The sequence below is a fragment of the Aureibacter tunicatorum genome, assembly GCF_036492635.1.
Taxonomy (GTDB): Bacteria; Bacteroidota; Bacteroidia; order Cytophagales; family Cyclobacteriaceae; genus Aureibacter; species Aureibacter tunicatorum.
This window is the reverse complement of the sequence record NZ_AP025306.1, coordinates 231783-256618: the sequence shown is the minus strand read 5'-3', so window position 1 is coordinate 256618 and position 24836 is coordinate 231783. Positions and strand designations below refer to the sequence as shown.

The window sequence follows — 24836 nt, the reverse complement described above, 5'->3', positions numbered from 1 at the left end:
GATTCTATTTCACAATCTGAGCTTCAGCCCAGTCGATTAATTCTTGTGGCGCGCCAGATGCATTAGCGTTAGAAGCAGCATTGATAATAGTCTCTGCCTCAGTTACTTTTTGAGCATCTTCCTCTTCACCTTTAGCAGCTGCAACCTTAAGCTCAATAGCATTATCGCTGAAATTGATATCAGAGAACATAGCTATATTTTCTATTACATTCTCAATAGAAGCATTGCTCTCCAAATTGATTCCTTCACCTCCGAAACCTGAAATCACAGCATTTTCCAATCTTACAGCTGTTCCTCTTCTTAGTTTCACGCCTGCAGGGCTTTTCCCGTCTTCATTCGTTCCGCCATTGCCCATCAATGTAAGGTTTCTCAAAAGCGGATTAGACAATGGATCAGCTGTCAAGTTTTTGCTATTGTTATCCGCCTCGATACCTCTATCAGCAATTCTATCCACTAATTGTCTACCATAGATATTTTCAACGGTTCCTGACCATCCGTAAGTCCAGTCAAACAAATCATCCTCAGAACCTATAGCTACTAAATTCTTTCCATTAACCGTTCCACCGAAAAATTCGAACCCGTCATCTGAACAGTCAAAAGCAATCAAGTTTTCCAATACTGTACCGCTGCCAACTCCATTGAAAGTAAACCCATTGTGCTCTTTTTCAGAATTGATTTGGTAACCACCGAACTCAACTCTAACAAATCTCAACACACCTGAGTTGTCAACCGGTCTGTCTCCACCATAAGAAGCGTCTCCTACTTCAGCAACAGCTGTTCCACCTTGCACATTGATTGGCGCGTTACCGTTAATCAACAAACCACCCCAAGCTCCAGCTTCTTTTCTGTTCTTGGATGTGAAAACGATCATCGCATCCGATTTACCTTCAGCGAAAATCTTAGAACCTGTCTCAACCAAAAGATAAGCATCCTCAGCGCATTCGATAGTCACACCTGGCTCAATTGTCAAAGACGAACCGTTCGTTACGTGAATACCTTTTGGCAAATAATAAGTCTTGCCTTCTTCAAAAGTCACATTTTGATCAATATTCTTTGTAACCTCTCCCGCTTCATTCACTATGTCCTGAGTAGTATCTCCGCCTTCGATAATTACTTCGCTTACACTGCAAGATGATGCAAAAAGCAAGATAGACATTGCCACACTGTTGAATATATTTTTCATTTCTCTATAATTTGTAGATTCTCGATTGATTAAAATTTGTATGCGACAGAAAGAGATCCTGACACGCCATATTTGATATTTGAAACTTCTTGAGTTCCAACCGCAGGGTTGTTAAAATCTTCCTGCGTTCTTGTGATTTCCGGATTCAGCAAGTTTTGTGCTTTCAAGCTAACATTCCAGTGTTCAGAGATGCTATTATTCCATACTAAATCAAGCGTGGAAAATCCGTTTTCATACACATCACCAACACCTTCAGAACCTACTGAGAATATTCTGTCTCCGAAAACATTGTAAACAACACTTACATTTGAAGTCCAGTTGCCTGTCACATCAGTCTCGTAACCTAACGAAGCATTAATGATATAAGGCGAAGCTCCTTGCAAAGCTCTTTTGGAGTTTGTCATGTTGGCTACTTCTTCTCCATCTCCAAGATCAATTTGAGAATACAAGAACGTAGCATTGAATCCAACATTGAACCCTTCCACCCAAGCGGCGTTCATCCAATTAACAAGATCCAAATTCACTTCCAATTCCGCACCAGCTACAACCGCTGAGTTTGTATTTGTAAACGTGAATAATTGCGCTCCACCTTGCGGCTTTACGATTTGCTCAATCGGATCTTGCAAATATTTTCCGTACGCTGAAACAGCAATCAACTCGCCAGCATTAGGGAATAATTCATACTTAAGATCCAAATTATAGTTTTGAGAATTCAACAATCTATCATTACCGATCAATGTGCTTCCATCAGTGTTAACTCTCATGAATGGCACCAATTCCAAGAATCCCGGTCTTGTCAAAGTTTTACTAGCTGCCAATCTCAAATTGGTATTATCATTAACGCTATATTTCACGTTAAGCGATGGCAAAAGATCCATTGATTTGTATTGTGTTTTTCTGTAAGGATCATCCCAGCTTTCCTGCAAAGTTCTATAAAATACTCTCTGCATACTGCTCTCAAATCTAGCGCCGGCATTAATCATCAACCTTTCAGAAACATTGTAATCATATGCCAAATACCCCGCGTGAACATTTTGCTCGACTTCAAACTTATGCTGAGCTACATCGATTCCTCTGATATATCTGTATTTTTCGCCATAATTCGCATCAGTGAAGAATGCGTCTGGATTATTTGGATCAACCCTATTACCTGTTGTCAAGAAATCAACATTGTATTGATAATTCTCCACGTTTCTGCTTTTCAGCTTATTTTGGTAACCCCAGTAAATTTTCGATTTAGGAGTATCTTCATTCAACTGCCCATATTCATAAGTGAACCCAACGTTTGTGGAGAATTCATTATCTGTCATTTCTCCCCAAAATCTGTGATTGTCAGCCTTACTGTTAGTCAAAAACGAAACAGTCTCAACTCCTTGCTCATATCCTTGGTAAGCCAACTGCTTTCTATCAGGCTCAATTCTTGAAGTCACAGAGTAACCAACACCCCAATCCAAGTTAAACTTTCCAGCTTCGTCAAGCTCATGAGAACCTCTTAGCTGGTTCGTGAACAATTGCGTCTGTATAAAAGTGTTTCTGATATAAAGAATATCATCTCTTCCGTAATCTTCCACATAACCTTCTCTTTCTTCCGTCAAGTTATCCGACTGATTGAAGAACATCGAAGTATATGTGATCTCATTTCTGTTATTCCATTCGTATGTTCCACTGAACATAGCATTAGTCAAAGTGCTAAGACTCCAGTCTCTTGTGTCGAATCTATTCAATTCGCCACCTTCAGAGTTCAAAACTCTAGACTCGCCTTCAACATACTTATAATCGTTTTGGTGGCCAAAAGCGCCAATCAAAGCCAATGAGCTGGATCCAAAATCAAAATTATATCCGCCTGACAATCCTATATTATAATTCAATGGCGCTGATTTTGTCGTTGGGTTGAACCCGTTTGAGAATGGATTGCTCGTCAAATCACCCGGCACATCCGGCTTGCCTTCAGAGCTGATTCCCAATGGGTTCTCTGTTGAGCTCGTAGCGAAACCTAAATTATTATTCTCAGGAAATGTCTTGAAATCCTTGAATGTCGTCATTGAATTATAGCTTGTACCTACCTTAATTCCAAAAAACGGTTCATCCACATAAGATTTAGTCGAAATATCTATGGAAGCGCCCGCGAAATCCGCATATTCAAAAGCATTGAAAGTCTTGCGAACAGACATGTTCTCAACTACACTTGAAGGGAAAAGCGACATGTCTATCACCTTTTTATCTGGATCTGTTGAAGGCACAGTCAATCCATTTACCGTAACTTGATTGTATCGATCACCAAGACCTCTAACAAACACGCCCTTGGAACCTACCTTCGAAATACCCGACACTTTAGTCAAGCCTTCTTCCACATTTGAAACTCCTTTTTTGGAAAGCTCATCACTACCAACAGACTGATACATGATGCTCGATTTTTTTCTTTCGATTAAGAGCATTTCCTCCGATTCCTTGTCGGCTTTGGCTTTCACCACTACCCCGTCAAGCTGAACCAAATCAGGATCAATTGCAATTTCCAGTGGAGTCAAAGCTCCATTCACACTAATAGGTTGCGTAAAATCTTTGTATCCAATTGATGAAACAACAATTTCATACTCTCCCTCATCGGCTCTGAATTCAAAATTTCCAAACACATCCGTGCTTGCTCCCACCGAAATACCCTTCAAAAACACATTCGCACCGATGATGTCCTCTCCGGTCGCTTTGTCAGTCACATGCCCTTTGACAACAATACTCTGCGCAAATGCATTCACTGATAATGCCAGGAGCATTAACAGCAATAAGTTACAACGTTTCATTTAATAATTTTCTCAATCAATCAATAAGTCATTTTATAATGCAAGGATAGCGCATAAATATTACCTTATTGTTAACTAAAAGTAAATACAAGAAAAACATTGTTTAACTATGGATTAATCTAAAATTAATTTATAACTATTTCAATTCAATAATTAATATTAAGAACATACTTAAAAAATAATATAGTAAAAATTACATAACACAAACTCCATTGCATGACTTTATTTTAACAAATCAACGTTTTTACATAACTTATCATATTCATAATATTTTAACTAAAATAACTTTTTGGTAAAATACTATTTTATTCAAATCAACTACTTTTTTAAAAAATTAAAGCAAAAACAAAGACACTTAGCAAAAAATTAAAGTTTGAATCAATAATAGTACAACAGATGCATATTCTAAGAATATATGAAAGTTATAAGCATTTATACAGAAACCAACAAAGATGAATGAGTATCTCAATTGAGCTTAAATAAAAATTCCAGCCCGATTTCACAAGCTGGAATTCTCATTGCTATTTTTAAAGCTTTATTCAACCTACAAAGTCTCATGATTATTAATCAAATCTTTAAGCTTTACCTTTTCTGTAATATCATATCTGACATTTATGTATTTTATAATTCTATCTTCAGCGTCAAACACAGGAGCAATCATAGCATCAACCCAATAAGTTTCCCCATTTTTTTTCTTGTTGGGAAACTGTCCGGTGAAAACCTTCCCGCTTTTAATCGTTTTCCACATTTTCTCAAACAGTGACTTCGGATTGGATGGATGTCTCAATATATTATGAGGCTTGCCAATGCACTCTTCCTTTTGATAACCCGTGACTTCCAAGAATCGTTGGTTAGCATAAGTTATATTCCCATACAAATCGCTTTCAGTAATCAGCATCACTTTGTCCAAAAGTTTCATTCTAGCCGTCAACTCATTGCTAATCGATTGAATTTCCAATTTTTGACTTAAAATCTCTTCATGCGTGGCTGTGACTTCTTCATAACTTTGCCTCAATTCCTCCTCTTGAGCTTTTAATTTTTCATGACTCTCCTGCGACTCACGTAGCAAAAGCCTGTTCTTCAAATTTTGCTTCGTATAAGCCAAACTACCTCCAATTTGGTCTGAAAGTCTTTTTAGAAACAACATTTGAGCATTATCCAGAATACGAAATGAAGCGAATTCCATCAAAGCAATCACCTTCCCTCTATGCAAACAAGGCATAATAACAATGCACCGCGGAAGCGCTTCTCCAAGGCCAGAAGTTATATTCACATAATCATCCGGAACATCTGTCATAAAAATAGGCTCAGCTTCCAAATAACACTGGCCCAACAAGCCCTCTGAAAGTCCATACACTGTATTAATCCATTTTTTTTTGCCATATGCGTAAACAGACTTGCATTCAATATGATCCTCCTTGACTAGATAAAAAGCTCCCTGATTCAAATCAAGCGTTTTGCAGATCTTTCTCATTAGTGCGTCTTCGAAATTCTCTTCATCCAAACCGTCCAAAACCAAATTGCTAAATTCATTCAAATGACTTGCAACCCATTCTTTATCCTTGTTTTCAAACTTTTCTTTTTCATAAAGCAAGGTTAACTCCTTGATTTTTTCGCTTAATGTCATTTGTTTGTTTTCCAAAACATCCTGTTTGTCAAATCCCTCTGTCAACATATTTTTCAACAATTCCATGATAGCGTCAAGTTCTTTTTTCATAAACTCAACATCATCAGCTACATCTTTATGCAAATGCTGAAAATCCACTTCATCGCCATTTCTAAGCGCGAAAATTTGAGTAGTTAAAAACCTATACTTATGCCTTGAGCTTTTTACAAATAAAAATAAAGCCAAGGAAGATAACATAACCATTGCCGAGGAAATGAAAAACGGCAAAAAGTCATTGTCTAAACTGAAATAAGTCATTCCCAGAAAACCAATAAAATTTCCAGCTAGAAATAGATATCCGTTTTCCTCGCAAAATGCTAGTAGTTTTTTCATTTATTGTTTTAGTATTGCGAAATTGAAAGTACAATTATACTGTCACACAGTATTATTTTGACAATATACAAAGCACCTTAACTTTTGCAAAAAAGTGATTAAAGTTGAATCGTCAACTTAAAAAATCAATACTATTATTCAATAAATAATCAAAATATTTATTGAAAGGAAAGAATATTCAGCTTAAAAAATAAAAACTATAAAAATTCGGGCTAATTGACAAGTTAAAATCGCTTTGCAAAAAACACATCAATAAGAATGACAATCAGAGTTTAAAAAATAAGATTTTCATCTTTAAGTTTCCAAAAAAATACAATTATAGGACTATCTACAATGACATGCTTTCTAATTTTGATTCTAATTCTTGAATTCTCTCGTCTTTTTCTTTATTAATTTCTTTATATCTACGCATTTGTTTGTCAAAATCTTCCTGAGTGGACATAAGCTCCTCCAAATTCTGACGCATCACCTCTTCTTGTTGTTTCATCATATCCGTTTGCTCTTGAGACTCGCTAAGCAATCGCATATTGTATTTGGTCAACTTGTTATTTTCTATAAATGAAGCAATTGAGCTTCCGAAAGCTTTTACCATTTCTTTCATGCGTGGAGTAAAAACCGAAAGAGAACCAAGCTCAAGCACAGCTTGTACTTTTTCATTATGAATCAATGGGATGATCAACACACTGCATGCATGCGCATCGCCCAAGCCTGATGATATGCTAAAAAAAGAATCATCCAACTCTTCTATGCAAATTACTTCCTTGTCTTTATAAGCTTGTCCAAGCAATCCATCTCCAATCTCAACTCTTTTTTGTTCTATGCGCCCTCTGGTAAATGCGTAACTGGTAGTTAAGTTCAGAAACTCATCACCAGCTTCATCCTCTGCCAATACATATAGACCAGCTTGATTAATGTTCATATAATTCACAATACATGAAATCATATTATCCTTGATCTCATCAAAATCTTCTCCGATCACAAGGGTGTTTCCGACTCTTGTTACACCATCGGCAATCCATTGGCGATCTTCTTCCTCTGCTTGCTTTTGCTCTACTTTCTCGATATAGCCACTTAGTTGCGTAGACTTGTCTTCCAACGCTTTATTGCTTAACTCCATTTTTTCCATAAGCCTCGCGTTTTTGTCTTGTGTGATACCATGATTCCATTTCAACAAGAACAAGCACATAAAAGAAGTAAACACAGCGCTTACATCAAAAAACATCGTTATCATTTTGTCATCGCTCAGCCTGTTGCCCTCATCCTGCATGTAGTTCAAGCCTTCCGCATTTAAAAAAGCCATAAATATCAGAAAATTGACTGCGTTTGAAACAATCAGCCACCACTTTTCCTCTTTGAGCTTAAACATCACCCATGGACCGGACAATATGGCAAACTGGAGCAAGTACAAAGAATAAATCGGATCTTCATCAGGACTGATCACCATCAAATGCAAAATCGAAGTATTAATCATCGACACCACGCATACCAACAGTCTTAAAATAGCATTTTTCTTTATATAAGCATTTACAAAAAATACTATGATGAAAAACGCTTCCGATGCCAACGGAAAATAAATAGCCTCCTCATTATACATATTGGCGATTATAATATAAGGCACAACTATGAAAATACAAATGATGGAAACTATCCTTATTAACCTTCTATTCTGAACATCGCTATAGCTTTGATTTGAACCGATTTTGTCCGAAAACAGCCTATCCCAAATACCCATACCCATGGCTTTAAATTATTAATAACAGATCGATAATCTTAAAAGTACAGCAAAATACATATTAAATCACAGAAAATAAAGAGAATGCCTCTAAAGGATCTATCACAGGAAACTCAAATTCACTTTTTTCATCGTATACATACAGATTATTATCAAAATAAGGCGTTACAACTATAAATATTACCGATATATACATTTATATAATACAATCAATATTAAAATCAGCAGATTAATTCATGGATTAAAAATTTTAATTCTTTGATATTTTACTTTTATAAAACTCTAACTCCAATAGAATGAATTGAATTCTGAACAGCTCCGCAAAAAATAAGTTAAAAATTGAAATAGTAATCAAATACTTATATAATATGGCTGTTAAATTTCTTACAATACTGATTATATCCACGTTCATGTTCGCGCCCATGCTTACTCAAGCACAGAGAAAAGACAACCCTAAACCCAGCAAAGAAGGCGAAGTAGAATCGCACAAATTACTAAACCCTTTGGATGAAGACGAGCATGCTGACAGTTTCAACCTGAACAAAAATGGGAAGCAAATCGAACACCCAATGGAATTCGACTCTAAAATCAATAAAATGGACGAGAATTCTTACATGTTCAATCATGGAATCGAGTTAAAAATTAACACGCCTCAAGACTTTCGAATGCCTCGTTTGGCTGAAAAAGAAAAAGTGCATGTATCCTACAGTCCGAAAAAATTTCAGGACAATGTCTATCATAACATCAAAATAAAAAAGAAAGGCGATATCATCTATGAAAAAATAGAGCTTGGCGATACCAATCCAATCGACAGCGAATGCGAAGGTTTTGATATCAGACAATATGCTTACAGCGGCGAGAGTGTCAAAAGCAGAAACGAATTTGTGTTCAATTTAAAAACGGAAATCATCGCAGGAGATGTTACTATAGACTTAAAGCCCGGCAAAACATACAACTTCACCAGCACCGAAGGAGAAAGATTGCAAGCCAAACTTATCAGCAGCAAGTTTACTGGAGAACAATATCATCAACAAGGCGTAGTTCAAGCGCCCTATTACCTAAAGCTGCTTATAAGAAAAAATGAATAACAGTTTGACATAGTCAAAAGGCGTATTAGACTCCTTTTGACTATTTTCCTTTTATAATCAAGGCATCTTCATCACTTTGCCCTTTATCACAGTTCCACCTGTTTGGAACACAAGACAATAAAATCCGAGCTTAAAATCATCGCCTACAGGCCATTCATTTTTATAATTCTCATCTTGAAAAATCACTTTTCCTGTAGGATCAAAAATCATCAACTTCCCTTTTACCAATTTCCCCGATCGATTGAACTCCAGCTTGCTGGAACTACTCAAAAAAGTGGGGTAATTCACTTCGTCTTTTATTAAATCAACTTCAGTCTTAACTTCATATTGCAAATCAAAACTAAAGCTTTTCAACAAAATTCCCCCAAAGGAGTCATCAGCCGTAATTTGAATAGTATATGAGATCTGATTGTCATTAAACTGGATATCTCCACCTTTCCAAAATAATTGATTACCAACAAGCTCAAAAAACTCTAAAGACTGCTCATCTATAGAGTACTTGAAACTATAATTATCATCTGCTGAAAAATTTCCAACAAGAGACCTATCTATACCAACTACATCAGATTTTAATTCAAAAAGTATATTTTGTGGCCCAAAATTCACCCCTTTATCGCTGATAATAGCAGGTCGGTCAACATTTCCGATTATTGCTCCTTCTTTAAAATCTATTTCGATATTCGAAACCGTCTTTTTACCACCTGAGATGATAAATTCAAAAGTGTAATTTTTTAATTCTTGTGTATCTGAATACAGCACCAAAAACAATAAATCATGTCCATTTTCACCCATTATATCAGAAATACTCGCAACACCAACGGTATCTGTATTTTCAAAAACCAATATATCTCCATTGTCAATAAATTCACCATCCAAATACACATATGCAACCAAAGACATTGAGTATTGACTTCTTTTCAGCTCATGGCTATCTGCTTGCAAAGTTGAATTCATCAAAACCATCACAAACAATACAAGTATGCTTCTTGAAAGAAACCAACATATATTTTTTAAACTAATATTCTCCATAATATTATATCTGTTAATTATATTTGAATTCAAAATGCAATAACGTTCCTAAGACATAAAACGGGCAATAAAACACAACCCCAATGGTAGACTACATAGTGGACAAATGGAGGACAAGCTATCCAATAAGACTCTCATGGAAGCTTTCGTTAAGCAATCCGCAATCTATTCTCATTTTCATGCTTTCTTACTTTATTGGCGGAAACGCATACTCACAGTCTATAACACAGGGAAACACTTTAAATAACTTAAACCCAAAAAGTATAAAAACCATATACTTGCATACTAGCGAAAGTCCGAATACAAACGCTCGACTAATCAAAGCTTGGAAAAAAGTCAATGCATCCGGATCACTTGCTCCATTTAAAACACACTATCTAAAAATTCCACTATCGAACCAAACGGTAATCAACGAATGGGTGTTGAGTTTTGATCAAGCGACAAACATATCTTGCGAGATCCTTGATATTCATGGAAAAACCATTTCTGAATCCTTTACAGGAAAATTTATTCCACGCAATGAGAAGTTTCAATACTCAGGCTATGGAGAACATGCGATCATAAAGGTTCCCTCAATGAGCGAATCAACGCTTTTAGTGAGAATCGAAAACCAAGCGAATTACAACATTAATACTTCTGTGACAATTAAACCTCTGAGAACTTGGACTTTTGCCGCATCTCTAAAAAACTTATGGCATGGATTCTTCTTTGGAGCAATATTCATCATGCTTATCTACAACGCCTCTTTGTTTTTGCTTAGCAAAGATCTGTCGTACTTATACTATAGTCTATTTTTAGCTTCAGGAATACTATTTTTTTCCATTGAATTCAATTTTTTGCCATTGATTTTAAATATCGATGGTAAAAATTATGCCTGGACAACTACAAGCTTTTTTATCACAATCATATTTTACTTCTTATTTCTTCAACATTTCTTAAAAAATAACCTCCAACCAAAATGGCTGGAATTATCATTTAAATTTTTCATTACCACTACCATCCTAGCTTTCATAATCAATTCAAGTATCGCTTATTTTGACGTTGGCAATTACTTTCATATCATGAAAATGCTAGCTCCCGTCATTACGGGCCTTAGTATTTTTTTGATTGGCGCTTTGATTTATTACGGCAATAAAGGCAGCAAATATGTCTTCTTAAGCGCCGGAGTCATCGCTTTCATGGCCGCATGGCAAATCATTGAATACAAGCAAAGTCCATCTTTGATGCCTCCAGCTCCATATAAACTGCAAATAGGCTTATTTCTCGAATACATTATATTTTCAATCGGATTGACATTCAGATACAAAGAGAATTCAGAAGCCAAACGCGTGGCACAAGAAAAACTATTTGAAGAAATTCAAAAAAATGAGCAAGCGCTTAAAAGCATCAATGCCGATTTGGAGAAAAAAGTCAAGCTCCGCACTATGGAAATCCAAAGTCAAAACGAAGAACTTACTCAGCAAAAAGAGGAAATCCAGATGCAAGCCGAGGCATTGCAAAACGCCAACAACAAGCTTCTTGAGCTGGACAGCTTCAAAGCTTCCATGACCAATATGATCGCTCATGATTTGAAAAACCCATTGAGCACAATCATGAATGATAAATTAGCCTCAGAAGAAAGCAGACTTGCCGGTAAAAGTTTACTGACTTTGATACAAAACATGCTTGATGTAAAAAAATATGAAAACAGCCAAATTTCATTAAGCTTTGAAAAGAACGACATTATCAAATTGTTTGGCCGGTCAATCTCGCTCATTAAGCCTACATTGAGTTCAAAAAGCATCTCAATAGAAATAACAGCTCCCGACACCTTGTTCGTGAGAATGGATGCAAACCTAATCGAACGCGTATTCATCAATTTGCTTTCCAACGCCATCAAGCATAGCCCTAATAATGGAACCATACATATTAGCTTTGAAAAGCCTGACGACAATATGCTCAACTTTTCAATTCATAACGAAGGCGAGGCTATACCCAACATTGAGATTGAGAATATCTTCAAAGCATACTACCAACATGCCATAGCCAAGCAAGAACATGATGTTGGCACTGGCTTGGGTCTATGTTTTTGCAAACTCGTCATTGAGGCTCATAAAGGGCAAATCAAAGCGCATAAAAACATGGAATTTGGAGCGAAATTCACTTTCTCTCTGCCTCTAGACTCTGCTCTTGAGCAATCGAAAAACATTAATGCCCCCTCCATATCAACATTAAATTCTCAAGAAATCGACTTTCTTCAACCTTATTTCAAGAAACTGTCTAACCTTGACGTGTATGAATTTTCAAAAATAAAAAGAATCCTCAAGGAGATCGCCATTCCTCCGACTCTCAATCAAAAGGCCATAGAAACTTGGATTCATGATATTGAAGACGCAACCTATGCCTCTGATCAAGAACGATTTGAATCATTGACAAGCCTTGAAATAGCAGAATAAACCTAAAAGACATGACGAACAATAACTATACGGATAAAACTATATTAATCATTGACGATCAAATTGAGAATATCAGAATCATAGCGGATCACTTTTGGAGCAATTATCCTGACCTAACGGTGCTGACCTCTTTATCAGCAGTGAAAGGATGCTCAGTAGCTGACAAGAAGCTTCCCGACCTTATCATAATGGATTGGGAAATGCCAGAAATGAACGGCATCGAGGCTATAAAAATCCTCAAAAGCATGGAGTCTACTCAACATATTCCCATCATCATGGCTACAGGCAAGATGACATCGTCGGCAGATTTAGCGCTGGCATTGGAAAGCGGAGCGGAAGACTATATCCGAAAACCATTGGATTTGGTCGAACTCGACGCACGCATAAGAACAGCATTTAGAATACAAGAGCAAAACCACCAAATTTTCGAATTTCATCAAAAAGAGCAACATCAGCTCGAAAGAGAAATCGAACTTAAAAACCGAAAACTCAGCACTGCGACACTCTTGACCTACGAAAAAAACAATATTCTCAATGAACTAAATGAAGAGCTATCCAATATTATTGGAAAAAATGAAAAAGGGGCTGTCCCAAGCACGAAAGAGCTTAAACTTATCAAGAAAAAAATCAACAGTTATTTAGAATTGGATACTAGTTGGAAAGATTATAAAATGCATTTTGAAGAAGTCCATCCCAAATTCTTTGAAACCCTTGGCGAAAAACTACCTCAACTCAATCCAAAAGACACAAAGCTATGCGCGTATTTGAAAATAGGACTTGATAATAAAGAACTGGCCAATATGCTTAATATAAGTCCCGAAAGCGTTAAAAAATCCTTGTACAGACTCAAAAAGAAAATAGAACTAGATGAACAAGATAATCTAAGAAAATACATTACCATGATCGAATAGTGTTGCTATCAAGCTATTAATAACATGTTTTTGGGGCTTGTCTACCATTTGTCCACCACTTTGGAAATTCCGAGCCTTTCTTTGTCCACCTTCATTTTTAGCAAAAAGACTGACTTTTGGAGAATTTTGAAATATGGTTTTAGTGTGAAATTATTTCAAATAAACAACACCAAACCTTAACATAATTTCAAAACCAAAAATCGCTATTATGAAAGACAATTACAGGCCTAAACACTGGCCTACGAGCAAGATGCATAGCCATCAAGCTTTTCAAAAAGGATTAAAGGCGCTTATTTTTATGATAATGGCCTTAGCCTCATCGCGAAGTTACGCGACCGGAGGCATGAGTTGGCAATCAGAACCCAACGAACCGCAATTAGCAGACATGGAAGCTAAAATGTTTAATTGGTCTGACAATCAAGCATTTCTAAATCCTCCGCAAGCCATCGCTGTTTACTATAGCAACAATCAGTATAAAATCACATTGAGTCTTAAAAATGATGGAATTGAGAGCTTGGACAACTTTATTCCACGTTTTATTATTGATGACGAACAAGAATCATTTCTTTATAATCACAGAAACAAAACAGTTTGTATCAGTTTAGGAGCTAAGACCTCTTGCGCGAAAATCGGCAGATTCACAAGTTCTTCAACTGGAGCTAAAAGGTTGGCCATTGTTTTTGACGACAAGAAGATTTTCGATGAGTTAAAATCCAAAGGTGCATACCTTGGGGTGGCATTGCAAAGTTACCCTGACGGATATTTTGAAAATGAAGACGGTACTATTACCGATGAAAACGACGATGCTGTATTATTTAGAACAGGTATTGCCACTATTCCCTATCGCAATGGCTTTTATTCGGAGTCAAATAAAGATATCAGTAACGCTGATGAACCGAAAATTTCCTATTCCAACCAAACGATGGAATACTCGTGGGAATCTCCTGAAAACCTGCACTACGGAACCTGCGACTATACGATTAAGATCGGAGGAACAGCCCTTGATATCGATTTTTGGCAATCTGACTCAGAAGAGCCTTTTGTAACATCACCTAATACCAGAGGCAGTTTTAATTATTCGGGACAGAGCTACAATTACAGCATCAATCCGGTTGTTTTTAATACGGATAGAATTCGCTACACATTAACTGTCTCTAATGTAGGTACCAACAGCAGCTTGTTCAATAATTTTTATCAGACAACAATCGTTGCTAAAGGAGCTAATATTCAGCCAAGTAGAACTGATGCGGAAAATGTTAACGACTACGAAAGAGGAGGAGGTGAATCCATTGCCTTGGATTTTGAGCTGGATTATTGGCACAGGCCTGAAGATCCCAAACTCACCATTACGCAGACCAACGGCAAGGCAAAAGCTGTTTACACTTGGCAGCAATCAAATGAAGTCTTCCCTAGAACATTGAACTATGACTTTGACAGGTACCAATTTTCAATTTCAGGAAGCAACTTTTCAAGCACTTTGCCTTATGCTAATTCAACAGGTAAGATTAGAAACACATATAAAATTGATGAGGAACTTGACTTTTCCTTTGAAGGGCAAAATGGCTATGCTGGAGAATATAAACTAACTATTGACAATATTGAACCAACATCTGGATTCTTCGAATACTTAGCAAACACCAACTTTTTTAAAGCCAAAGGAGTAGAAGGCGGATTTTCAGAAAGTGCATATTTTATTGATCAAGGAATTTTTCAACCCAATGAATTTGAAGTTGATATTCAAGAAAATGGTGCAAACTACAATGTATACCTCACATGGAAGTCACCTAAAGAACATCCTTACAGAGATTTCTTTTACGTCTTCGGTGGTGGTGGCAATATTTTAAGAGAAGTAGATCGAGATAATGCGCCTAAATACGCAACTCAAATCCATGATGATAGTGATAAGACAAGATGGGAATATGAAAAAAATGGCACGACTTACACTTTCGAATTCAACAAAAATGATTCGGAAATACTAAGCGATGGGTCAAAAAGCTATAACTTAGCCATCATCAACACTAGCCCTAATGATGAATTTATCAAAAATCTTCATAATCTAATTTTGAAATCATACATAGGCAGAATTAATTCAAGCTTTTACCCCTATGTTGTCAATCAATCACAAAAAATCGACGAGACCAAATTAATTGGTAGCTCTTCTGAAGGTTATGAATTCGATGGCAAAGGGCTTCCCGACAACATTCTCGAATTTTATTTAAGCAAAGAAGGAGAAGATACTGAAGTCAAAGTAGATGAAATCTCCCCCGATGATTTTTCTTCAAGCAGCGCAGGTGAGATCTGGACGATCAAAACTAAATTGAAAAATAGAGATGGCTGGCTAACCAAGTCCACTCCTATTTTGGTTGCCAATTCAGACACGGAAATCAGTGCTAACGCATGTGACAGAATTGGCATACGTTTCAATAGTTTTACTATTCCGAATGGTTTCAATGGAACGGCATCCTATCGAATCAACCGAAGAAAAGAAAATGTGGAAAGCGAATATGCTTACTTGGGGAATACTACTCAAACAACATATGAAGACACTCAAGTTGAAGCGGCTTATCAATATACATATCAAAACGATATCATCAGCTCTGACTTAAGAGCCAATGACACTGACAAATTTGACGACGAGGTTTTCATCATCGACAAAGACGCGACAACTTTAGCTGGCACAATGAAAATAATGCCTTCCATGACCAGCAGCTCTGCCAATTATGATCAGCAGAATTCAAAGATTACAACACGAATTCAATTAAGCGGAGGAGATAAAACGGCGATCAAGGATATTAGCGTCGTTAGAGTAAACATTACTTCTGGTTCGCAAACCCAGACAAGGTCTATTTACAATCGTGATCTTTCCAATGATCCCAATATTGTAACTCTTACGGACACTGAATTCATATATCATGATACTGAAGCAGGATTAAACAACTGTGAAACGTACTATTATACCTTCACAATGAATGATGATTGTGACAATAGCCCAAGTCATAATACTGACCAAATACTAATATCCAATAATATCAGCAATACATTCACTGCCTCGAAAAACCTAATCACAACATATGGATACTTTGAGGATTATGTTGATTTGGAATGGCAAAACGAAAATGAAAGGCTTGTACAAGAATTCGAAATCTATAGAGCCCTTTTTGATTCTGAAAATGACAATGATCTAAATTGGACTATGATAGACAGAGTCAGTAGCGGAGTCCATCAATATATTGACAGAACTTGTCAAGCAGGAAAGCTTTACAAATATCGTATTGACGCTATCATACCATGCAATGGTCAGATGAATACCGTAAGCTCTTACAAGCAAGTTGGGTTTAGAACGCCAAGAGGAGTTGTATCCGGACATGTAGAGTATTCAGGCGGACAAGAAGTTCGAGATGCCAAAATCAGAGTTACTCACGTAAGCGGTGATGATCGTGGTTCTGCTCTCAAGCTAAGCAATGGAAAAATGACTATCCAAAATCAGGAGCATATCACAAAAGTACTAAATACGCTAAAAGGAAATTTCACCTTTGAAATCTGGCTGAATTTTGAGAGCACAGCAGGTAGTATCAGATATGATATCGTTCATTTGGAAGGCGAGAACAGTCGCTTGTTGTCAGGATACGGATATGATCAAAATATGAAATTCGCCACAACTTATGGAAATGGTATTGACGCTGGCATTCCATCCGCAAAAAACAAATGGCATCAATATACGATCACTTCCAATACAAGCACTGGAGACCTCAAACTTTACAAAGATGGAGATCTGATTACCACTACCAACAACTCCAATTGGATCAACGCAGTGAACAAGCAAATAGCCAAAGCCAATCCAGTTTTAAATCTATTGATGAAATTATCTGGAAGCGCAGAGGAAATCAGACTTTGGGATTACGCCAAAACCAATGAGGAAATAGAATTGGATCACAGCAAAGTAATGAGTAATGAAGACAACAGACTTGTGCTTTATTACTCATTGGACGAGGCTATTGGGGACATGGCTTATGATCAATCTTGTTCTGAGGATAATATTTATAACAAAATTCATTCGCAGATAACAGCTACATCAAGAACGCATATCAAGAATTCATTCTTGCCAACACCTGATCAACTTGGATATAATGGGTATACTGACGAATATGGAAATCACATTGTCTATGGTATTCGATATACTGGCAATGGAGAATCATTCAAAGTAACTCCATCCAAAGGAATACATGAATTTGCCCCTTCCTCAAAAGTCGTATTCATAGGAGACGGAAGCAGAGCTATCAACAGCATTGACTTCGAAGACATTTCCTCGTTTGAAATCTCAGGAACAGTTACTATCGATGAAGACAATGACCCTGACAACTCATCCTTGAATATTCCAGTTGCTGATGCAATAGTGAAAGTGGATGGAGAGATTATGTTCATGCAAGGCGAGCAAGTGATCACTGATGAAAATGGAGCCTTTACGCTTCAGGTTCCAATAGGCGCGCATACATTAACGGTAGAAAAAGAAGGGCATATATTCCGTAACACTATTGTTACTCAAGATATCTATGGCCAAGATGTGATATCCTACAGCATTGAAGACAAAGGCAAGTTCATTCATAATTTTCAAGAAAACCTGTACACGCTTGAGTTCAAAGATGTGTCAAGAATCAAAATGCTTGGAAAGGTCGTTGGAGGACAAGAAGAAAACTCCAAGGAAATCGTATTTGGAGAAGGTGTCAATAACATCGGACAAGCAAATATTACCTTCAAGCCGCAAAACAACAACTACGCAAGTATTGCAAAAACGGTGGAAACTCAGTCATCCAATGGCGAGTATTACATTGAATTGTTGCCAATAGACTATATAGCCATAGCTCCAGTCGCTTCAAAAAATGGAATCTTCACATTCTCGGATGCTGATGACAGGCTTTTGAAGTTAAGCGATATTCCTTTATCAGCGCCTACAAACACTTCGCTGACAATGCATAAAAATGCCAGCATTCCAACGCACTACGATACGCTAGAAAATATGGAGTGGTTGGTTTCTGAAGATGTGATAAATCATAGCGACCAATCTGTGGACAGTGTTCGTTATACTTTGGAGTTTCATGAGCAACTGAACTTCAAATATACAGCATCTCCTCAGATAACGGTTCAAAATATGGATCTTAGCTCTCCGCTTGTCGGTCTTGAAACTATTATTTTAGGAGAAGACACATTGAATGTAAATGACTTGAATCTTGACTATCCGTTATACTCAGCTTATGATAGCATGACTTACACTATCCGAGCATTTGAACAATATCAAAACTTGGACAATGCTTCGCCGCAAATTTTCAATTATCCTGTCTTGGGAGAAGTGATCATTCAAAACCAGATCGGCAACGGATTGACTCAAACTTATGCATTAAGTCAAGAAGAAGGCAAAGACTACAGCGAGTTCATTTACGGTTTTCATGTAAGCGAACCGAATACTCAGGGCGATTTCCTTAAATCTATGGCTATTGATCTTTCGACAGATTCAGGCATTTATCCTTGGGATAATGGAGGCAGCAATATCCAACGAGGTTATGTATTAGGAACTACACAAGTTAATGGAAATTTTGTCACAGCGGGACCTGACAAAGTAAAGTGGATACTTAGAGATCCTCCGGGCTCAAACAGCTACGCGTATATTGAGCAAGGTGCTTCATTCACCGAGTACACGGACATCAATATCACCGAAGGCTCTCAAAGCGCATTCGAGGCGGGAGCTAAATCCGAATTTGAAAAATCTGTCGTGGTTGTAGTTCCATTCACAGGCGTGACACTCAACTTATTTGAGATGAAATCTGAAAATGTTTCTGGAACTGGATTTGAGCGACAACTCAACCAAAGCAAAAGCAAAACCATGTCGATCACAACGACGACAACAGAAACGATTCAAACCAGCGCCGAAGATGACGCAGTTGGAGGAAGCGCGGATTTGTTCGTTGGCTATGCTCAAAACTATAAAATCGGAGAATCTATTTCCATCGAACTTATAAAAGATGGAGAAGAGTATAAAATAGAGTCCAAGAAAGTGCTTGGAGTTCAACCTTCAGACCAAACCTATTTTGCTTATAATCAAAACCATATCAAGCATTATATAGTGCCTCAATTGATGAAAGTAAGAAACAACTATTTGGAAAACTACCCAAGCAATTATGTTTCTAAACTAAACAAAGAGGACGACTACTACGGCTTAAGCAATGACAGCGAAGCTTTTGGTGACAATGCTGTTGATTTTCCTGATGTAGAAATAGGCAATGATGGCTATGACGGACCAAGCTATACCTTCTCTCCTACCGATAATTTCAGCATGGATTCCGTTCACATCGTCAATATCCAAATCTCGGAATGGGTCAAAGCCTTGAGGCAAAATGAAAGCTATAAGCATTTGATCAAAGAGCAATTTGACAATGGCAACACAGAAAATCTGCTTAGAGACTTTTCTGTCAATGGCGGTGCGGAAATCAGCTATGAAAAAGAAGTCTCTATTGAAAATGCCTACAATAAAGAGTTTACAGATTCTTACAACAGCTACTTCTATTCCAAATCAGAAGGAAATATCAGCATTGTTGGACTAGGGACAGGATATGAACTAGAGAACAAATTCTTGAAACTTAAAGAATCTTCATTTGAGATCGGCAACAGCGAATCGCAGTCCATCAAATGGGGCTTTGCCTTCAGCGATCCTGATCAAGGAGACCGCTTTAATTTCAAAGTGTCAAAACCTGAGTTCAACAGGCAGATATTCGATGAAAATAGAATCGTCAGTGCCAAAGACTTGTACAACAAGCAAGGCAACGACTGGGAAGCGATAGGTTTGGTAACAGCCAATCTTGCCAAAGCAGCCATAGTTTCCAAGCTTAGCTTAGTGACTGGCGGTGTTGCTGACTACTTTGCGACGAGCTTCATATTAGAAGCATTGCACAAAAATGTCAAATACGACGAAAATGAACTGGATGAAGTTTTTATGGGCGAAACCTTCTATGATTTTCAATCACCAGTATTCATTTCACAAGGAGGAATCAGCTCTTGTCCTCATGAAGCGGAAGAAAAAGTAGTGTACAGCTCTGAGTTTGAAGATAACCCAAGTTTAGGCTCTCCAACTCTGCAAAGAGATGTGCCTCGAATCTCTGTGAACGGAGGATTGAAACATCATAAAATCAACAATGTGCCGGATGACCAAGAAGCTGTATTCTTAATTGAACTTTCAAATCTAAGCGAATCAGGAGATGCAAGAGTATTCGATCTCAAAGTATTGGAAGAAAGCAACCCTGACGGCGCTATTGTTAAAATCGATGGTATAAACCCAAACAGACCGTTCAGCGTGCCTGCCGGAACTATGTTACAGAAAGAGCTAAGCATCAAAAGAGGGAGCTCAAAACTGCAATATGACAGCCTTATGGTTGTGCTTCATGCTCAATGCCAATACTGGTTTGGAACAGCCGACAACCCGGACATTTCTGAAATAGCCGACACCTTATATCTATCCGCATCATTCCTTCCAACATGCACTCAGGCAAGCATTTCCGCTCCGGAGCAAAATTGGACTTTCAACCTGAATGACGGAGACAATATGAGCGTGAAAGCTGATGATTATGATATCAACTATTACAGTCTTGAGAAAATCATCTTGCAATACAAAGCCGAAGGCGAAAATGATTGGTTGCCAATCACAGATCCATTTTATCGAAAAGTCAAAACGGAAGAAGGTCTGGATTACTACTCGGAAAATGGAATATTGGAAGCTGATGACGAAGGAGAAAAATCTTGGATCCCTCAAGATGCCAATGAGTTGTCTTTCGACTGGGAGATTGATGCGCTATCTGACGGAAATTATTCCATACGAGCTGTCAGCTATTGCTTCACAGACGGCGAATTATCTGAAACTTATTCAGATGCCGTAAATGGAGCTATCGACAGATCGCCTCTTCAAGTAATTGGCAAGCCAGAGCCTTCGGATGAGGTATATTCCATCGGAGATGAGCTTAGCATTACTTTCAACGAAAACATCAACCAAAGTTTAATCAATACCACGGGACAATTATCTATCAAAGGTTCATTGAATCGTCAAGAAGTCAACCATGATGTAAGCGTTTCTTTTGACGGAATCAAACAAAATCTTTATGTGCCTTTCGGACCTAACCTTTCAGACAAATCTGTGACTATAGAGTTCTGGGCTCAGCATGATGAGAATGGTCAAAAGCAAGTCGTATTGTCTCAAGGAAAACAAACGGAAGCCAGTTGGGAAAGTGGATTCACTTCCAATGGCGACTTCTACTTCAGCATAAATGGAGAGAGAGCAATGATACTTTCCGAAGACAAAGACTATGTTTCCAGCGAATGGAATCATTATGCCGCAATCTTTGACGATGAGTCTAAAAAAGTGCAGCTATTTGTCAACAGCGAATTGTACAGAGTCGCTAACCTATTGGAAGAATTCAAAGCCGAAGGACCTTTGCTCATGGGTGAAAAATCATATGAAGCCAAAAATCCATTCAAAGGAAAGCTTCATGAACTGAGAATCTGGACAGAGGTAAAAACAGGAGCTGATTTGGCAGAGCAAAAATTCTACACGCTTTCAGGCAGCGAGCAAAATCTTCAAGGGTATTGGCCTATGGATATTCTGGAAGATGGAATTGTAACCGACAAAGCTAAAAACCGCCATGCGGAAATGAATGCGGCATGGAGCCTAGCGCATACTGGATTTGCATACGATCTAGCATCCATAGACTCGCTTTACATGGATGGTTTAGCATTCAGTTCCACACAAGACCTAACGATCGAATTCTGGTTCAAAGCTAATCAATCCTCAGTCAACCAAACTATTTTCTCAAATGGCAAAGGAACGGCAGATGATTACAATACAGAATCATGGAATGTTAGCTTGAATGAGGAAGGAAAACTGGTAGTAAGCAACAGAGGCATCGAAATGACCTCTGCAAAAGTCTACCATGATCAAGTATGGCACCACTTCGCCATGACCAAAAGCGAATTGGAAGGAGTGCAAGTTTACATGGATGGCGAAATGGTCATCGCCCAACAAGATGATTTCGGAGGTTTTGCCAGCGCTAAAATATTTTTGGGCAGCAGATATTGGCAAAATGGAACATTGATAGAGACTGATCAAGCATTTGAGGGTGTCATCGATGAAGTGCGTATTTGGAATGTAAAACGAAACCTTACGCAGATCAGACGCTATATGAGGCAGGCATTGGACGGTGATGAAGCTGGATTGCTTAGGAATTTCACTTTCGAATCGTACAGAGAGTCTATGGGCCTTGTAAGCATTACCAAATCTCAAGAAAGCATTGCCAATGGTCAAACTCATGGCTTTACCATTAGTCCTCAAGCCGATCACTTCACTGCCGAAGTACCAGTGGTGAATCCTACCAATAAAATCATCGACATTCCTTTCACTTATGTAGCCAACGAAAGAGAAATTGTCTTTGACCTGGCGATAGATCCTTCGCTTGTGGAAGGGCAGATATTGGAAATCGGCGTGGATAAAATCGAAGACCTTTATGGCAATACAATGAATAGCGCTAAAACTTGGACTGCTTACTTCGATCAAAATGGACTTGCATGGTCGAATGAGAAGCTAGAGCTTAATATTCCATTCGGAGAAGAAATAAGTTTTGAGAACACTGTGATTAACAAATCCGGAAAAATCGAACAGTTTCAAATTGAAAACATGCCTCATTGGCTATACGCAAACATAGAAGCTGGAAATATTGATCCGCAATCGCAAGTTTCTATTCGTTTCGAAGTAACCGAAGGCTTGCCTGTCGGAAATTATGCTCAAGAGTTGATTTTAACAGGAGACCAAGGTTACAAAGAAAAATTCGACTTAAGTGTGAATGTTTCCAAGCCTGCTCCAGAGTGGAAGGTTGCAGCCGACAGTTTTGAAGTATCCATGCAATATATCGGCAGGCTAAAAGTCGCCGGAATTATCTCAAGAGATGAAAATGACATGGTTGCCGCTTTCATAAACGGTGAAACGAGAGGTGTTGCTCAATTGGAATACGTGCCAAGCAGAGATCTTTATATCGCTTTCATGACCGTGTATGGTCACACTAGCGAAACTGATGCTATTGAATTCAAAATGTGGGATGCCAGCCATGGACAAATTCGCAGTCAACTTTCGCCTACCAACCATGCATTCGAATCCAACAGCACGAGAGGCTCAGTTCCTGCGCCGATAGAGTTTGAAGCGAGAGACCTTTACGAACAACATTATCAACTTAAAGAAGGCTGGAACTGGGTGTCTTTTGGACTAAGTCCTGATCAACCGGATATTAATGATTTCTTCGCTAGCGACCTAAAATCCAAAATGCTGCAAATCAAAGATGTCGACAATGCCATATTCTCCCAATATTCGGCACTGCAATCCGATTTGGTTGGAACCTTGGATACTGTGAATGTATATGAAAGTTATTTCATTAAAATGTCAGCTCCTGCTTCTTTCTCTTATCAAGGAGAAATTGTTGATCCTTCTGAAAATCCGTTGGACATACACCAAGGCTGGAATACAATCGGATACCTGCCTCGCAAGGATATGATGGTATCAGATGCCTTGGCAAGCCTTTCTCCTGAGAATGGTGATATTGTCAAAAGCAGACATGCATTCAGCGTATACTATGATCAATATGGCTGGATAGGGAATCTTGACTATATGCGAACAGGCGAAGGTTATATGCTTTATTCAGCCAATGGAAACGCTCAGTTAATTTATCCTCAAACGGGCATGTTCGAAGGAGTTTCCACAAGAAAAAAAGAAAGCTCAAGAGCTTCTTCTGTCTGGTCCATTGAGCCTAATGATGCTGAATATTCGATGACCGCTATCATTTCAACGGATGAAGCCAGTCTTGACGAAGAGTCTATATTAGGCGCTTTCATAGGCGATAGATGCATTGGGTACGCTGAAGCGCAGAAAGTCAATGGCTTGGAAAGCACCTTGTTCTTTGTCAATATGTTTGCTAATGAGAATGATCAGATTTCATTCAGACTTATTGATGCGAATGGAGAGATTGCCCAAGCATCCAATCAAATCGCTTGGCAATCAAACCAACACATCGGCTCAACAATGTCGCCATTGATGTTGGAATTTGATGAAGACAAGCATATTGTCACGCAAGTGTACCCTACAATCATTGAAGATGAAGTCAATATCATTTTCCAAAAAGAAGAATTCGCAAAAGCCTCTGTTTCAATCAGCGACTTGCTAGGAAAGCCTGTTAAAGACTTCTCCATAGACGCAAGCGCTCAAGGTAGAATTCATTTAATATGGAATGGAAAAGGAAGCGACAACCAAGCGCTTCAAACAGGTATTTATTTTGTCAAAATCGATATAGGCCAAAATTCCAAAACGTTCAAATTACTCAAAAAGTAATGCTTAAGTAGTCGTTCAAAATAAATTTCCTATTTTTAAGTATAAAATTCAAGCTTGAAAATAGCGAAATCTCCCTTTGAAGGGAGACACAGAGGGATGTTATATCAAATATCTCTGAAAATAGAAATATGAAAATAATTTTGGTTAGGTACTTAAATAACTCAAGAAGACTGTCTACAAAAGACAGCCTTCTTTTTTCTCTTTAGAAGCTTTATTCACACGTTAAATACGCATAACTCTTTAACTTTATACTATCGATT

Annotated in this window: 9 protein-coding genes; 4 read left to right on the top strand and 5 right to left on the bottom strand. The window is 37.9% G+C overall.

The window, feature by feature from the left end; translation table 11 throughout:
• Positions 1–4 precede the first annotated feature (4 nt).
• The 4 genes from AABK36_RS21040 to AABK36_RS21025 all read right to left on the bottom strand — a co-directional run bounded on the left by AABK36_RS21040 (position 5) and on the right by AABK36_RS21025 (position 7709).
• Positions 5–1183, bottom strand: a complete 1179-nt coding sequence (locus AABK36_RS21040) for a hypothetical protein (protein WP_309942277.1) — start codon at positions 1181–1183, stop codon at positions 5–7.
• 29 nt (positions 1184–1212) lie between these two features.
• The gene (locus AABK36_RS21035) at positions 1213–3951 is read right to left on the bottom strand and encodes a TonB-dependent receptor (RefSeq protein ID WP_338390345.1); all 2739 of its coding nucleotides are present in this window, start codon (positions 3949–3951) and stop codon (positions 1213–1215) included.
• Between the two features lie 571 nt (positions 3952–4522).
• Positions 4523–5977, bottom strand: a complete 1455-nt coding sequence (locus tag AABK36_RS21030) for a PAS domain-containing protein (RefSeq protein WP_309942282.1) — start codon at positions 5975–5977, stop codon at positions 4523–4525.
• A 328-nt stretch (positions 5978–6305) separates the two neighbouring features.
• Positions 6306–7709 carry a GAF domain-containing protein gene (locus AABK36_RS21025; RefSeq protein WP_338390344.1) on the bottom strand — a complete coding sequence of 468 codons (1404 nt, stop codon included), beginning with the start codon at positions 7707–7709 and terminating at the stop codon, positions 6306–6308.
• Between the two features lie 368 nt (positions 7710–8077).
• On the opposite strand from AABK36_RS21025, the gene AABK36_RS21020 reads away from it, so the two are divergent.
• Complete coding sequence (locus tag AABK36_RS21020; protein ID WP_309942286.1) at positions 8078–8797, top strand: hypothetical protein; 720 nt, start codon at positions 8078–8080, stop codon at positions 8795–8797.
• Between the two features lie 57 nt (positions 8798–8854).
• On the opposite strand, the gene AABK36_RS21015 is transcribed toward AABK36_RS21020, so the two are convergent.
• Positions 8855–9826 (bottom strand): hypothetical protein, encoded by a 972-nt coding sequence (locus AABK36_RS21015; RefSeq protein WP_309942287.1) that lies wholly within the window; start codon positions 9824–9826, stop codon positions 8855–8857.
• Between the two features lie 83 nt (positions 9827–9909).
• Between AABK36_RS21015 and AABK36_RS21010 the strand changes: the two genes are divergently transcribed.
• The 3 genes from AABK36_RS21010 (at position 9910) to AABK36_RS21000 (ending at position 24576) form a co-directional block, all read left to right on the top strand.
• A complete protein-coding gene (locus tag AABK36_RS21010; protein ID WP_309942288.1) occupies positions 9910–12261 on the top strand; it encodes a 7TM diverse intracellular signaling domain-containing protein in 2352 nt (783 codons plus the stop codon).
• Between the two features lie 11 nt (positions 12262–12272).
• Positions 12273–13172 carry a response regulator gene (locus tag AABK36_RS21005; protein ID WP_309942290.1) on the top strand — a complete coding sequence of 300 codons (900 nt, stop codon included), beginning with the start codon at positions 12273–12275 and terminating at the stop codon, positions 13170–13172.
• Between the two features lie 208 nt (positions 13173–13380).
• A complete protein-coding gene (locus AABK36_RS21000) occupies positions 13381–24576 on the top strand; it encodes a LamG-like jellyroll fold domain-containing protein (RefSeq protein WP_309942292.1) in 11196 nt (3731 codons plus the stop codon).
• The last annotated feature ends 260 nt before the right edge of the window (positions 24577–24836 follow it).